This is a genomic window from Achromobacter denitrificans NBRC 15125 (genome assembly GCF_001571365.1).
Taxonomy (GTDB): Bacteria; Pseudomonadota; Gammaproteobacteria; order Burkholderiales; family Burkholderiaceae_B; genus Achromobacter; species Achromobacter denitrificans.
Genome location: NZ_BCTQ01000042.1, coordinates 1 through 14,201 on the forward strand (window position 1 = coordinate 1; position 14,201 = coordinate 14,201).

Annotated in this window: 16 protein-coding genes; 13 read left to right on the forward strand and 3 right to left on the reverse strand. The window is 68.1% G+C overall.

Annotated elements, in window-relative coordinates; genetic code table 11:
• Positions 1–1,117: aminotransferase class I/II-fold pyridoxal phosphate-dependent enzyme (locus ADE01S_RS25920; RefSeq protein ID WP_062684622.1), on the reverse strand; the 1,117-nt coding region annotated here is incomplete at its 3' end.
• A gap of 137 nt (positions 1,118–1,254) precedes the next feature.
• Between ADE01S_RS25920 and ADE01S_RS25925 the strand changes: the two genes are divergently transcribed.
• From ADE01S_RS25925 to ADE01S_RS25970, 10 genes are all read left to right on the forward strand, one after another.
• Entirely contained in the window at positions 1,255–2,523 is a 1,269-nt protein-coding gene (locus tag ADE01S_RS25925; RefSeq protein WP_062684623.1) for an adenosylmethionine--8-amino-7-oxononanoate transaminase, read from the forward strand.
• 158 nt (positions 2,524–2,681) lie between these two features.
• A complete protein-coding gene (locus tag ADE01S_RS25930; RefSeq protein ID WP_062684688.1) occupies positions 2,682–3,656 on the forward strand; it encodes a P-type ATPase actuator domain-containing protein in 975 nt (324 codons plus the stop codon).
• On the forward strand, positions 3,653–3,814 hold the full coding sequence (gene ccoS / locus ADE01S_RS25935; protein WP_062684624.1) for a cbb3-type cytochrome oxidase assembly protein CcoS: 162 nt from the start codon (positions 3,653–3,655) through the stop codon (positions 3,812–3,814). Before ADE01S_RS25930 ends, ccoS begins: the two co-directional genes overlap by 4 nt.
• A gap of 235 nt (positions 3,815–4,049) precedes the next feature.
• Complete coding sequence (gene ccoN, locus ADE01S_RS25940; RefSeq protein ID WP_062684625.1) at positions 4,050–5,537, forward strand: cytochrome-c oxidase, cbb3-type subunit I; 1,488 nt, start codon at positions 4,050–4,052, stop codon at positions 5,535–5,537.
• A gap of 10 nt (positions 5,538–5,547) precedes the next feature.
• Positions 5,548–6,258 carry a cytochrome-c oxidase, cbb3-type subunit II gene (ccoO, locus tag ADE01S_RS25945; RefSeq protein WP_062684626.1) on the forward strand — a complete coding sequence of 237 codons (711 nt, stop codon included), beginning with the start codon at positions 5,548–5,550 and terminating at the stop codon, positions 6,256–6,258.
• A gap of 2 nt (positions 6,259–6,260) precedes the next feature.
• A complete protein-coding gene (locus ADE01S_RS25950) occupies positions 6,261–6,437 on the forward strand; it encodes a cbb3-type cytochrome oxidase subunit 3 (protein ID WP_062684627.1) in 177 nt (58 codons plus the stop codon).
• Positions 6,434–7,381: a cytochrome-c oxidase, cbb3-type subunit III gene (gene ccoP / locus ADE01S_RS25955; protein WP_062684628.1), complete on the forward strand. Its 948-nt coding sequence runs from the start codon at positions 6,434–6,436 to the stop codon at positions 7,379–7,381. The genes ADE01S_RS25950 and ccoP overlap by 4 nt, the downstream gene beginning before the upstream one ends.
• Positions 7,382–7,456: 75 nt before the next feature.
• Entirely contained in the window at positions 7,457–8,947 is a 1,491-nt protein-coding gene (gene ccoG / locus ADE01S_RS25960) for a cytochrome c oxidase accessory protein CcoG (protein WP_062684629.1), read from the forward strand.
• A gap of 20 nt (positions 8,948–8,967) precedes the next feature.
• A complete protein-coding gene (locus ADE01S_RS25965; RefSeq protein WP_062684690.1) occupies positions 8,968–9,177 on the forward strand; it encodes a FixH family protein in 210 nt (69 codons plus the stop codon).
• 15 nt (positions 9,178–9,192) lie between these two features.
• Entirely contained in the window at positions 9,193–9,429 is a 237-nt protein-coding gene (locus ADE01S_RS25970) for a hypothetical protein (protein WP_062684630.1), read from the forward strand.
• Positions 9,430–9,476: 47 nt separating this feature from the next.
• On the opposite strand, the gene ADE01S_RS25975 is transcribed toward ADE01S_RS25970, so the two are convergent.
• A complete protein-coding gene (locus tag ADE01S_RS25975; RefSeq protein ID WP_062684631.1) occupies positions 9,477–9,815 on the reverse strand; it encodes a zinc ribbon domain-containing protein YjdM in 339 nt (112 codons plus the stop codon).
• A gap of 88 nt (positions 9,816–9,903) precedes the next feature.
• Complete coding sequence (locus tag ADE01S_RS25980) at positions 9,904–10,836, reverse strand: LysR family transcriptional regulator (RefSeq protein ID WP_062684632.1); 933 nt, start codon at positions 10,834–10,836, stop codon at positions 9,904–9,906.
• A 126-nt stretch (positions 10,837–10,962) separates the two neighbouring features.
• Here ADE01S_RS25980 and ADE01S_RS25985 point away from each other — a divergent pair, with 126 nt between their 5' ends.
• From ADE01S_RS25985 to ADE01S_RS25995, 3 genes are read left to right on the forward strand one after another with little or no spacing between them, the layout of a single operon-like run.
• Positions 10,963–11,937, forward strand: a complete 975-nt coding sequence (locus ADE01S_RS25985) for a Bug family tripartite tricarboxylate transporter substrate binding protein (protein WP_062684633.1) — start codon at positions 10,963–10,965, stop codon at positions 11,935–11,937.
• Between the two features lie 7 nt (positions 11,938–11,944).
• Complete coding sequence (locus ADE01S_RS25990; protein WP_062684634.1) at positions 11,945–12,979, forward strand: 4-hydroxythreonine-4-phosphate dehydrogenase PdxA; 1,035 nt, start codon at positions 11,945–11,947, stop codon at positions 12,977–12,979.
• 43 nt (positions 12,980–13,022) lie between these two features.
• Positions 13,023–14,195, forward strand: a complete 1,173-nt coding sequence (locus ADE01S_RS25995; protein WP_062684635.1) for an L-rhamnonate dehydratase — start codon at positions 13,023–13,025, stop codon at positions 14,193–14,195.
• Positions 14,196–14,201 lie beyond the last annotated feature (6 nt).

Here is a 14,201-nt window from a genome sequence, read left to right on the forward strand (position 1 = left end):
GCGTGACGCGCAGGCGGCTGGTGCCGGCGGGGACGGTCGGCGGCCGGATCGCCACGGCCAGCAGGCCCTGCCGTTCCAGTCCGGCCGCCATCTCCAGGGCGCGCGCCTCGTCGCCCACCAGCGCCGGCACGATCTGCGTGGACGAGTCGCCGGTGTCCAGCCCCATCCCGCGCAGGGCGGCGCGCAGGCGGTCGCCGGCGGCGGCCAGCCGGGCGCGCTCGGCGTCCAGCCCGGGGACCAGGTCCAGGGCCGCGTCCATGGCGCCCAGCACCGCGGGCGGCAGCGCCGTCGTGTAGATGAAGCCGGAGCAGGCATTGACCAGGTAGTCGCACAGGGCCCGCGAGCCGGCCACGTAGGCGCCGAAGCCGCCCAGCGCCTTGCTGAACGTGCCCATGGCCAGGTCGATCCGCCCCGGCGCCAGGCCGGCCAGCCCCATCCCCCCGGGGCCGAGCACGCCGGTGGCGTGCGCTTCGTCCAGGTAGACGAAGGCCTGGTAGCGATCGGCCAGGTCGGCCAGGCGCGCCACGTCGGTCCGGTCGCCGTCCATGCTGAACACGCTCTCGGTGATGATGAAGCGCGACACCGGCTTGTCGGCGGCGGCCGCGCGCGCCGCAAGCAGGCTTTCGAGGTGGTCCAGGTCGTTGTGCCGGAACCGGATCTGCCGGGCCCCGGCGGCCTGGCAGCCGTGATGCAGGCTGGCGTGGTTGAGTTTGTCGGCGTAGAGCTCGATCTCGCCCTGGCCGGCGGCGGCGCGCAGCAGGGCGGGCAGCACGGCGGCATTGGCCTGCCAGCCCGAGGCCAGCAGCAGCGCCGCTTCGGTGCCTTTGAGCCGGGCGAGCTTGGCTTCCACCTGTTCGTGCAGATCGAGGTTGCCGCAGACCAGGCGCGAAGCCTGGGCGCCGGCCCCGTGGCGCGCCGTCCATTCGCGGGCGCGCTCGACCAGCAGCGGATGCCGCGACAGCCCGAGATAGTCGTTGCTGGAGAAATTCAGGACGGGCGCCCCGCCCAGCACGATGCGCCCGGGGGCGGCGGCCGTGGCCGTGCGCAGGCGGCGGCGCACGCGGCGCGCTTCGGCCCGCGCCAACTCGGAAGAAAACAGCGTATCCAGCTTTGACATCGACTTATCCCGCGGCGGCCGGACGGGGAAGGACGCCCGCGCCAGGCCGTAGAATGCGGGCCATTGTAGTGGAGGCGGACGCCCCCGCCGCCCGGCCGCCGGGCCGGGGCGGGCCGCCGGTTTTCAGGAGAGGATCCATGCACACGCCCGACTGGGTGGCCCGGGGGCAGCCCCATATCTGGCTGCCCTATGCCCAGATGAAGACGGCGACCCCGCCGCTGCCGGTGGTCCGCAGCCAGGGCAGCCGGCTCGAACTGGCCGACGGCCGCAGCCTGATCGACGGCGTGGCCTCCTGGTGGACCGCCTGCCACGGTTACAACCATCCGCACATCGCGCGGGCGGTGCGCGCGCAGCTGGACGCCATGCCCCACGTGATGTTCGGCGGGCTGACGCACGAGCCGGCGCTGACCCTGGCGAGCCGGCTGGCCGGCCTGCTCGGGCCGGGCCTGGACCGCGTCTTCTATACGGATTCCGGCTCGGTGGCGGTCGAAGTCGCCATGAAGATGGCCTTGCAGTTCTGGCTGAACCAGGGCGAGCGCAATCGCCGCCGCTTCCTGGCGTTCCGGGGCGGCTACCACGGCGACACCTTCGGCACCATGGCGGTGTGCGATCCCGACGAGGGCATGCACAGCCTGTACCGGGGCATGCTGGCCCGGCACGACATCCTCGCCTTGCCGCGGAGCGAGGCGGAACTGGCCGCGCTGGAAGCCCACCTGGACGTCCACGGCGAGAGCCTTGCCGGCATCCTGGTCGAGCCGCTGGTCCAGGGCGCCGGCGGCATGCTGCTGCACGACCCGGAAGTGCTGCGGCGGCTGCGCCGCCTGGCCGACCGGCACGGGCTGCTGCTGATTTTCGACGAAATCTTCACCGGTTTCGGGCGCACCGGCACGATGTTCGCGTTCGAGCAGGCCGGCATCCGCCCCGACATCCTGACCCTGTCCAAGGCCCTGACCGGCGGCACCTTGCCGCTGGCCGCCACGGTGGCCAGCAACCGGGTGTTCGATGCCTTCTGGTCCGACGATCCTTCGCACGCGCTGATGCACGGCCCCACTTTCATGGGCAACGCGCTGGCCTGCGCGGCGGCCAATGCCTCGCTGGACCTGTTCGAGACCGAGCCGCGGCTGGCGCAGGCCCGCGCCCTCTCCGATGCGCTGGCGGCGGGGCTGGCGCCTTGCCGGGACCTGGCCTGGGTGCGCGACGTGCGGGTGCTGGGCGCCATCGGGGTGGTGGAGCTGGACGGCATCGCCGACCGCGAGGCCCTCAAGCGGCGGCTGGTGGAGGCCGGCGTCTGGGTCCGGCCGTTCGGCAACGTGGTCTACCTGACCCCGGCCCTGACCATAGGCGAGGACGACCTGGACGGTCTGCTCCGGGCGGTGGTCGGCGTGCTGGCCGGGCAGCGCCCCTGATCGGGGCAGGGGGGCGGGACGGCGCCCTGCCGGGCGATGCCTCGGACGATGCCCCGGCCGGCGTCCCCGGGCGCCCTGGCGCGGTGGCCCGGCAAACCGGCCCGGGCGCCTTGATCCAGATCAAGGCGGGGGCGCGGGGCGCTGGTTACCATCGGCGCATGCGAGCAAAATCGATCTTCGCCGTCCCGGCCGGCCTGGCGCCGGCCGAGCGCCAGCAGCGCCGCCATGCGCTGGTGCGCCTGTCCCTGGCGTGGCTGGCGATGATGCAGGTCATGATGTTCGCATGGCCCGGCTACCTGCGGCACGACGGCATTCCCGCGGATGCGCTGGAAACGCTGGACTGGGCCATCGTGCTGATGAACTGGGCCAGCCTGGCGCTGACCGTGCCCGTCGTCCTCTATTCGGCCTGGCCGATCTGGCGCCACGCGGGCGACAACCTGCGGCATGGCCGCGCCGGCATGGACGTGCCAGTGGCCCTGGGCATCGTCGCCGCCTTCATTCCCAGCGTCTACGCCACCTACACGGGGCGGGGCGAGGTGTATTTCGATTCGGTCACGATGTTCGTGGCCTTTCTGCTGACCGCGCGCTACCTGGAACTGTGCGCGCGCCAGTCCTTCGGCGGCGCCGCGGGCGGCCTGCGTCACGAGCGCGTCGAGGCGCAGCGCCTCGAACTCGGCGCCCGCGCCGACCGCCTGGCCTCGCGCTTCGTCATGGTCCAGGTCGCGCTGGCGCTCGCCGCCGCGGCCGCCTGGGCCTACATCGATCCGGCGCACAGCATCCCCGTGATGGTGGCCTTGCTGGTCATGAGCTGTCCCTGCGCCATGTCGATGGCGGTTCCCACCGCCATGGCCTCGGCGCATTCGGCGCTGGCCGCCGACCCCGGCATGCCCGATGCCGCGCTGGACGCGCTGCTGGCCGAAGCGCGGCGCAAGGCGCGTCAGAACCTCAACGGTTCGGTGGTCTGGCACCTGCTGATGACGCCGCTGGCGCTGGTCGGCTGGGTCACGCCCTGGCTGGCCGCGATCACCATGCTGGTGTCGTCGCTGGCCGTCGCCTACAACTCCTGGCGCCTGTGCCGTCGCGACTGGTCCGGCGGGCTGCCCTCGGGCACCGCGCTGGAAGCCGCGCCATGACCATTCTCTATCTGCTGCTGCCCCTGTCCCTGCTGTTCGTGCTGGCCATCGGCGTATCGCTCTGGTGGGCCGTCTTCAACGGCCAGTACGACGATACCGACGACGCCGGCACGGCCATCCTGCGCGACGACGACAGCGGGCCCGCCGGCCGCGGCTGAGACCGTCCGCGCGCTTCGACCCCCCGCCCCGGCCGAGGCAGGCCGCGCCCCTCGCCGCCCGTCGCGGTCGAGGCCGCTCGCCTGCGCCGCCAGCCGCCGCGGGCCATTGATCTGTTGCGCCGGACGCGCGTTCCCCTGTACTGGCTGTAGGGTTTGATCCAAATCAACGTCCGTTTACCTGCCAGCCCCCATCATTGCAACCTGGATCTATTTGTTTCTCTTCTAGGGGAAGGTGATGAACGATTGCGCCGCAATCGCAAGCAAGGCCGATACCTTCAACTACAAGGTCGTGAGGCAGTTCGCGCTCATGACGGTAGTGTGGGGCATCGTCGGCATGGCTGTGGGCGTTTTCCTGGCAGCGCAGCTGATCTGGCCGCAGCTGAACTTTGATACCGCCTGGCTGTCGTACGGCCGCCTGCGTCCGTTGCACACCAACGCGGTCATTTTCGCGTTCGGCGGCAGCGCGCTGTTCACGACGTCGTACTACGTGGTCCAGCGCACCTGTCAGGCGCGCCTGTTCTGCGGCCCGCTGGCCGCGTTCACGTTCTGGGGCTGGCAGGTCGTCATCGTCGCCGCCGCCATCACCTTGCCCATGGGTTTCACCAGCAGCAAGGAATACGCCGAGCTGGAATGGCCCATCGACATCCTGATCACGCTGGTCTGGGTGGCCTACGCCATCGTGTTCTTCGGCACCATCATCAAGCGCCGGTCCAAGCACATCTACGTGGCCAACTGGTTCTTCGGCTCGTACATCCTCACGATCGCCATCCTGCACATCTTCAATAACATCGAGATGCCGGTCACGCTGTGGAAGTCCTATTCCGCCTACGCGGGCGTGCAGGACGCCATGGTGCAGTGGTGGTACGGCCACAACGCCGTGGGCTTCTTCCTGACCACCAGCTTCCTGGGCATGATGTACTACTTCGTGCCGAAGCAGGCCGGCCGCCCCATCTACTCGTACCGCCTGTCCATCGTCCACTTCTGGGCGCTGGCCTTCACGTACATGTGGGCGGGCCCGCACCACCTGCTGTACACCTCGCTGCCCGACTGGACCCAGTCGCTGGGCATGACCTTCTCGCTGATCCTGCTGGCACCCTCGTGGGGCGGGATGATCAACGGCATCATGACCCTGCAGGGCGCCTGGTACAAGCTGCGCACCGATCCGATCCTGAAGTTCATGGTGACGGCGCTGTCGTTCTACGGCATGTCGACCTTCGAAGGTTCGATGATGTCGATCCGCACCGTCAACGCGCTGTCGCACTACACGGACTGGACCATCGGCCACGTGCACTCGGGCGCGCTGGGCTGGGTCGCCATGATTTCCTTCGGCTCGCTCTACTACCTGATCCCGCGTCTGTACGGCCGCGAAAAGATGTACAGCGTGAAGGCCATCGAACTGCACTTCTGGATCGCGACCATCGGCGTGGTGCTGTACATCGCCGCCATGTGGATCGCCGGCGTGCAGCAGGGCCTGATGTGGCGCGACACCGCTTCCGACGGCACCCTGGTCTACAGCTTCGTGGAAGAACTGAAGACGCGCGTCCCGTACTACCTGATCCGTTTGCTGGGTGGCACTTTGTTCCTGTCGGGCGTGTTCGTCATGGCCTGGAACGTGTGGATGACGGTGCGCGGCGCGCGCCCGGTCAACCCCGCCATTCCGGTGGACGATCCCCATGCCGTGCGTCCGTCGGTCCCCGCGACCGCCGTGCCGGCCACTGTTTGACGAGGACATCATGGCCAATAAGCAACGCGGCTTCTTTTCTCACGAGACGCTTGAGAAGAACATCGGCTGGATGATCATCGCCAGCATCCTGGTGGTGTCCTTCGCGGGACTGGTCCAGATCATCCCGCTGTTCTTCCAGCACAGCACGACCCAGGCCGTCGCGGGCGTCGAACCCTACAGCCCGCTGCGGCTGATGGGCCGCGACATCTACATCCGCGAAGGCTGCGTCGGCTGCCATTCGCAGCAGGTGCGGGTGCTGGCTGCCGAAGTCCAGCGCTACGGCTCTTATTCGATCGCCGCGGAATCGGTCTTCGACCATCCGTTCCTGTGGGGCTCCAAGCGCACCGGCCCCGACCTGGCGCGCGTGGGCGAACGCTACTCCGACGACTGGCACCGCATCCATCTGCGCGACCCGCGCAAGGTGGTGCCGGAATCCAACATGCCTGCCTACCCGTGGCTCGAAAAGACGGTCATCACCGGCGAGAACGTGGACCAGCGCATGCGGGCCCTGCGCAAGCTGGGCGTGCCCTACACCGACGAGGAAATCGCCGCGGCGCCCAAGGCCATCGAGGGCAAGACCGAGGAAGACGCGCTCGTCGCCTACCTGCAGGGCCTGGGTGTCGGCGTGCGCAAGGCCAAGCAGGCCGAGCAGGCCAAGCAGGCGGAAGCGGCCAAGAAGGCGGCCCAGTCCGCCCCGCAGCCGGCCGCCGCGGGAGGCTGATCATGCTGGGCTACCTGAGCGCAATCGTCACCGCCATCTCGATGGCAACTTTCTTCGGCATCGTCTGGTGGGCCTGCTCGCGCGGCCGCCAGAGCGCCAATCGCGACTCGGCCATGCTGCCGTTCGCACTGCCCGATGAATTCGGGCCGGGACAACAAGATGGAGCGAATCGGTCATGAGCGATTTCGTTAATGGCTTTTGGGGGTATTTCATCTCGATCGTCGCCGTGGGCGGCGTGCTCTGGTGCGTCTGGCTGCTGTATACGCAGCGCCGCTGGCTGAGCACCAAGCCGGCCAACGGCCAGGTCGAGGACACGGGCCACGTCTGGGACGGCGACCTGACCGAGCTCAACAACCCGGTGCCGGGCTGGTGGACCTGGATGTACCTGCTGGCTTGCGCCTTCGCGCTGGGCTACCTGTTCTTCATGCCCGGCCTGGGCGAGTACAAGGGCCAGCTGGGCTACAGCAGCACCGAGGAAGTGGCGCAGCAGCAGGCCAGGATGGCCGAGGCCGTGCGTCCGATCTACGCGCGCTTCGAAACCATGGACGTGCCGCAGATCGCCCAGGATCCGGGCGCCCGTGAAATCGGCCAGCGCCTGTTCCTCAACACCTGCGCGCAGTGCCACGGCTCCGACGCCAAGGGCGGCCCCAGCTTCCCCAACCTGGCCGACGGCGACTGGCTGCACGGCGGTTCGCCGGAAGCGATCATGCAGACCATCACCAGCGGCCGCGTCGGCGTGATGCCGCCCTGGAAGGCGGCGATCGACGCCAAGACCGCCGGCGACATCGCGCAGTACGTGCGTTCGCTGTCGGGCCTGACCGCCGATCCGGTGCGCGTGTTCCGCGGCAAGCGCGAGTTCGCCAACTACTGCGTGGCCTGTCACGGTGTCGACGGCAAGGGCAACCAGGCCCTGGGCGCGCCCAACCTGACGGACGACGTCTGGCTCTACGGCAGCTCGGAAGCCACCATCGTGAAGACCATTCTCGATGGCCGCGACAACCGCATGCCGGCGCACCAGGACATCCTGTCGCCCGAGCAGATCAAGATCCTGACCGCGTGGGTCTGGGGCTTGTCGAACAAGCCCGACGCGGCGCCCAAGGCAACCGCCGAGGCGGCGAAGTAAAGGCATGCGCGGCGCTTAGATGGGGGCGCGCAGCCGCGCCCCCATAACAACTGGACTTACAGCAGGGAGCAGGAAATGGAAGATGGGTCAACCGCAAGCGTCGGCAATTCGCCTGGCGGTGACCCGCCGCCTTGGCGCCCGCACACGCGTCCGCCCCGCCCCGGGCAGGAAACCCTGGAGCAGACGCTGGCGGGCGTGCGCAGCAAGATCTATCCGCGGTCCGTCAGCGGCATCTTCGCGCGCTGGCGCATCGCGTTCGTCTTTCTCACGCAGCTGATCTTCTACGGCCTGCCCTGGCTCCAGTGGAACGGGCGCCAGGCCGTGCTGTTCGACCTGGGCGCGCGCAAGTTCTATCTCTTCGGCCTGGTGCTGTGGCCGCAGGACGTGGTCTACCTGGCCGTGCTGCTGGTCATCTCGGCCCTGGCGCTGTTCCTGTTCACCGCCGTGGCGGGGCGCCTGTTCTGCGGCTACGCCTGTCCGCAGACCGTCTATACCGAAATCTTCATGTGGATCGAGCGCAAGGTCGAGGGCGACCGCGTCGCGCGCATCCGCCTGGACGAATCGCCCTGGACCTGGCGCAAGGCCCGCCTGAAGGTGACCAAGCACTTCCTGTGGATCGCGCTGGCCTGGTGGACCGGCTCCACCTTCATCGGCTACTTCGCGCCCATCCGCGAACTCGGCCACGAACTCTTCGCCCTGCAACTGGGCCCCTGGCAGTGGTTCTGGATGCTGTTCTACGGCTTCGCCACCTGGGGCAACGCCGGCTTCATGCGCGAATCGGTGTGCAAGTACATGTGCCCCTACGCGCGCTTCCAGAGCGTGATGGTGGATCCCGACACTTTCGTGGTTACCTACGACAAGCGCCGCGGCGATCCGCGGGGCGGCCGGTCGCGCAAGGTCGACCACAAGGCCGCGGGGATGGGCGATTGCGTGGATTGCAGCCTGTGCGTGCAGGTCTGTCCCACGGGCATCGACATCCGCGACGGCCTGCAATACATGTGCATCGGCTGCGGCGCCTGTATCGACGCCTGCGAACAGGTCATGGACAAGATGCAGTACGAGCCCGGCCTGATCCGCTACACCTCCGAGCGCGCGATGCTCGACGGGCTGTCCGCCAAGAGTGCGCGTTCCCATCTGCTGCGTCCGCGCGTGCTGATCTACGGCACGCTGATCCTGGCGCTGGCCGTCGCCTTCGTGGTCTCGCTGGCCATGCGCAACCCCTTGCGGGTGGACATCATCCGCGACCGCGGCGCGCTGGGCCGCGAGGTTGCCGGCGGCATGATCGAGAACGTCTACCGCCTGCAGATCATCAACACCTCCGACCAGCCGATGCACCTGCGCCTGACGGCCGAGGGCATGCCGGGCCTGACGGTGCTGGCCGGCCAGCAGGGTTCCGACACGGTCGACGTGGAGGCCGCGGCCAACAAGCTGGTGCCGATGGTCATCCGCGCCCCGGCCGGCGCGCAGCCCGGCGCCCACGCCATCACGCTGCGCGCGCGCGGCCAGGACGGCGAGGAACGCCAGATCGAAACGGACGAAGCCGCCAGCTTCTACGTCCCCGAGTGAGCACTGAAAAGGATATGTCCATGCACTCCGCCCAAACCGCGCAGCCCGCCAAACCCTGGTACCGTGAACCCTGGCCGTGGATCCTGATGGCCGGGCCGTTCGTGGCCATGATAGGCTGCTTCGTCACGATCTACTTCGCGTTCACGAACTTCAGCAACCAGCCGATCCAGGACGGCGTCGTCAAGCGCGGCCTGGTCATCGAGCAGGCCGCGCCGAACGCCAATCCGTAAACCGGGAGTGCACAGATGGGCTTGCGATCGTTGATGTGGATACTGTGGCCGTCGTTCATGGCGGCCGCGGCGGGGAGCGCGCTGATTTTCGCCCTGATCGATCCGCTGGACGTGGCGATCTTCGGGCATGTCCCGACGGGGCGCACGGGCTTCTACACGGTGTCGTTCTTCGTGCTGTGGATCATGGCCGGCCTGTCCAGCACGCTCACGGCCTACCTGATGCCCAAGCCCGAGGAAAGCGACGACCTGTAAGCCGGCCGTCGCGCGCCGCCGCGGCGCCCTCAGGCGCCGCCGGCCGGTCAGACCTTCCTGACGAACTCCGACTTCAGGCTCATGGGGCCGAAGCCGTCGATCTTGCAATCGATGTCGTGGTCGCTGTCGACCAGCCGGATCCCCTTCACCTTGGTTCCCATCTTGATGGTTCCGCCGGACCCTTTCAGCTTCAAGTCCTTGATGACGGTGACGGTGTCGCCGTCCTGCAGGACGTTGCCGGCCGAATCGCGGTAGACCTTGGCTTCCTCGGCGGCGTCGGCCGCTTGCGGGGACCATTCATGCGCGCATTCCGGGCAGATGTAGTTGCCGCCGTCTTCGTAGGTGAATTCGGATTGGCATTTCGGACAGGCGGGCAGGGCGCTCACGTGTAAACCTCTCATGTAAACGGCGCTATTCGCGCAACCCGTAAGTATACGGCGCCGCGGCGCGCATCGGCGCCGCCATCGGACGCAATCAGGCGCCTTCGTCGCCGTGCAGCAGCGCCACGAAGTGCCGCGCCGCCGCGCTCAGCGGCCTGTCCTTGGGCACGATGCTGCCGAACGCCGTCAGGCTGTGCCGGATCCGGTAGGGCAGGATCGCCAGCAGGCCGTGCGCGGCGTATCGGCCGGCCACCGATTCCGGGATCACGCCCAGCATCGTGGACTTCATCGCCAGGTTGGTGGTGGTGAGGATGGACGCGGATTCGATCAGGCCTCGCGGCGTCGCGGCCTCGTTCGAGCGGAACTCCTGCTCGATCACGTCGCGCATCGGGCTGCCGTGCGGCTGCAGGATCCAGGGATAGGCCAGCATGTCGTCGAAGCCCACGCGCTTGCGGCCGGCCAGCGGATGGTCCACCGCGGCGATCACCGACAAGGCTTCGCCGCCGATGGGCCGGAACACGTAGTGGCGGTCCGACAGCGTCAGCATGCGCCCGATCACCACGTCCAGCTTGCCTTCGGTCATGCGGCCGATCAGCAGGTCGCTGGTGCCGGTGGAAATCTCCACGGCCAGCAGCGGATAGATCTGCTTCAGGCGCAGCAGCGCATCGGTCAGGTGGCCCGGGGACGCCGCCATGATGCTGCCGATGAACAGCTTGCCCGTGCTGCCCAGCCGCACTTCCTCCAGTTCGCGGGCCAGCGACGAGACCGTGCCGCGCAGGCCGCGGAAATACTCCATGACGCAATCGCCGGCGGCCGTCAGCGCCAGGCCGCGGCCCACCCGCTCGAACAAGGCCTGCCCGATGGCCAGCTCCAGTTCGTGCAGCATCTTGCTGGCGGCGGACTGGGTCATGTTGAGCTGGGCGGCGGCGGCGCGCAGCGTGCCGCGTTCCTCGATCGCCAGCAGCAGGACGATCTGCCGCATGCGCAGCCGGGACAGCAGGGCGGGGACGGGGAGGGCGCGTTCCATGATTGATCGCCTCAGGTGAACGGTTGGTGCAAAAGTTTCAGTATACGGAAACGGAGCTTCTTTCTAAGATGGAGTCACAAAAGATTGCCCGCCCTGTGGCAAAGAACATCGACCAAGGAGACAACCATGAAGACTCGGCTATTGGCCGCAATGGCGGCAGGCGCGCTGTGCCTCTCGGCCGTGGCGCCCGTCCAGGCGCAAGGCGCCGACTGGCCCGCCAAGCCCCTGCGCCTGCTGGTGGGGTCCGCCCCGGGCGGCGGCACCGACGCCATGGCGCGCGCCGTGGCCGACAAGCTCGGCCCGCTGCTCAAGCAGACGGTGGTGGTCGAGAACAAGCCCGGCGCGTCCAACACGCTGGCGGCGGACCTGGCCGCCAAGTCGTCCGACGGGCACACCATGGTGATGGGCGTGTCCACCGCCCACGCCATCGCGCCGCACCTGCTGAAACTGGGCTACGACAACGACCGCGACCTGTTGCCGGTGGTCTTCGTGGGCGCGGTGCCCAACATCCTGGTCGTCAACGACCAGATGCCGGTGAAGTCGGTGCAGGAACTGATCGCGCTGCTCAAGCGCAAGCCGGGCGAATACAACTTCGCCAGCAGCGGTTCCGGCAGCACCCAGCACATCGCCGCCGAACTGTTCAAGGACGCCACCGGCGTGCAGATGACGCACATCCCGTACCGCGGAAGCGGCCCGGCGCTGGTAGACCTGATGGGCGGGCAGGTGCAGATCGCCTTCGAAACCGCGTCTTCCGTGATCCCGCACATCAAGAGCGGCAAGGTGCGCGCGCTGGCCGTGCTCAGCGCCAGGCGCAACCCGCAACTGCCCGACCTGCCCACCATGGCCGAGGCCGGCGTGCCGGGCGTGGAAATGAGCGCCTGGTACGGCATCTACATGCCCAGCGGCACGCCCGCGGCGGTGCAGACGCGCATCCATGACGCCGTGAACGGCATCCTGGCGCAGCCCGACACCCAGGCCCGCCTGCTGGCGATCGGCGCGGACATCAACCCGATGAGCCAGGAGCAGTTCGCGCAGTTCCACAAGAGCGAGAACCAGCGCTACGCCGGCATCATCAAGAAGAACAGCATTTCCGTGGAATGAGCCTGACATGAACATGCAGCAAAAGCCCGTCGTCGCCCTGACCCTGGGAGACCCCGCCGGCATCGGCCCTGAACTGATCGCCCGCCTGCTGGCCAGGCCCGACGCCACGCAGCGGGCGAACATCGTCCTGGTGGGCGACGAGTGGCTGTGGCGCGAAGGCCAGCGGGTGGCGGGCGTGCAGGTTGCCACCCAGCCCGTGGACCGCATCGAATCGGTGCGCGGCCGGCCGGATATCGGCCTGCCCGCCTGGCTGGCCATGGACACCATCCAGGCCGCCCAGGTGAGCCTCGGCCAGGCCCAGGCGGCGGGCGGGGCGTCGGTGCTGCGCGTGCTGGACGCCTGCATGGACGCGGCGCTCGACGGGCGCATCGACGCCATCTGCTTCGCGCCCTTGAACAAGTACGCGATGAAGCTGGGCGGCATGGCGCATGGCGACGAGCTGCACCACTTCGCCGAGTATCTGGGCGTGACCGGCTATTTCTGCGAATTCAACACCCTGGGCGAACTGTGGACGTCGCGGGTGTCCTCGCACATTCCGCTGAAGGACGCGGCGGGCGCGCTCAGCATCGACGGCATCAAGGCCGCGACCCGGCTGATCTACCGTTCGCTGCAGGCCAACGGCGTGGCGCAACCCCGCGTGGCGGTGGCCGCGTTCAATCCGCACGGCGGCGACGGCGGCACCTGCGGGCGCGAAGAGGTGGACATCATCGCGCCCGCCGTCAGGCAGCTCAACGAGGAAGGCCTTCCCGTGCAAGGGCCGTTCCCGGCCGACACGATCTTCCTGAAAGCCCAGGCCGGCGAATTCCAGGCCATCGTCACCATGTATCACGACCAGGGCCAGATCGCGCTCAAGCTGCTGGGCTTTTCGCGCGGCGTGACGGTGCAGGGCGGGCTGCCCATCCCCATCGCCACGCCGGCCCACGGCACGGCCTACGACATCGCCGGCCAGGGCCGCGCCAACCTGGACGCCACCTGGCAGGCCTTCCTGATCGCGTGCCGCATGGGCGCCTCCCATCGCGCCTCGCGCCTGGCGGCCGCCTGAGCCCCGCCTCTCTTTCCACTCCAATCCCGGCAGGAAACCCTTTATGAAGATCAAATCCGTACGCGCGCGCGTCTACGAATGGACCGGCAAGACCGTGCCGCCGCAGGGCAACTTCTGCTCCAACGCCATGGACCTGCTGTATTCCCGGCAGGAAACCATGAGCACCTTCCGCTTCCACGGCTGGACCGTGGTGGAAGTGGAAACGGACGACGGCATCGTGGGCCTGGGCAACGTGGCGCTCGCGCCGCGCGTGGCCAAGGCCATCATCGACCAGTACCTGGCGCCGCTCGTGGTCGGGCAAGACCCCTGGGACTACGAATACCTGTGGCAGCGCATGTACCGCGCCACGCACGCCTGGGGCCGCAAGGGCGTTACCATGGCCGCCATCTCGGGCGTGGACCTCGCCATCTGGGACATCCTGGGCAAGTCGGTGGGCAAGCCCGTCTTCAAGCTGCTGGGCGGCCGCACCAAGGAGAAGATCCCCGTCTACTACTCCAAGCTCTACCGCACCGACCTCAAGGCCATGCAGGAAGAGGCCCAGACCTACCTGGACCAGGGCTTCACCGCCTTCAAGATGCGGTTCGGCTACGGGCCGGCGCACTTGCAGAAGGGCGTGTCGGAGAACCTGAAATCGGTGGAGGCGGTGCGCGAGGTGATCGGCTACGACACCGACCTGATGCTGGAATGCTATATGGGCTGGAACCTGGAGTACGCCAAGCGCATCCTGCCCAAGCTGGAAAAGTTCGAGCCGCGCTGGCTGGAAGAGCCCGTCATCGCCGACGACATCGACGGCTACGCCGAGCTGAACCAGCTGACCTCCATCCCGATCTCCGGCGGCGAGCACGAGTTCTCGCTGTATGGTTTCAAGCAGCTGCTGGACCGCAAGGCGGTCTCGGTGGTGCAGTACGACACCAACCGCGTCGGCGGCATCACGGCGGCGCACAAGATCAATGCGCTGTGCGAGGCCTACAGCGTGCCGGTGGTGCCGCACGCCGGCCAGATGCACAACTACCACCTGACGATGAGCACGCTGGCCTCGCCCATGAGCGAGTACTTTCCCATGTTCGACGTGGAAGTCGGCAACGAGCTGTTCTACTACATCTTCGACGGCGAACCCGAGGCCAGGGAGGGCTTCATCGACCTGGACGACGACAAGCCCGGCCTGGGCCTGACCCTGAAGACGGAATACCTGGACCGTTTCAACATCATCGAGTAGGACGCC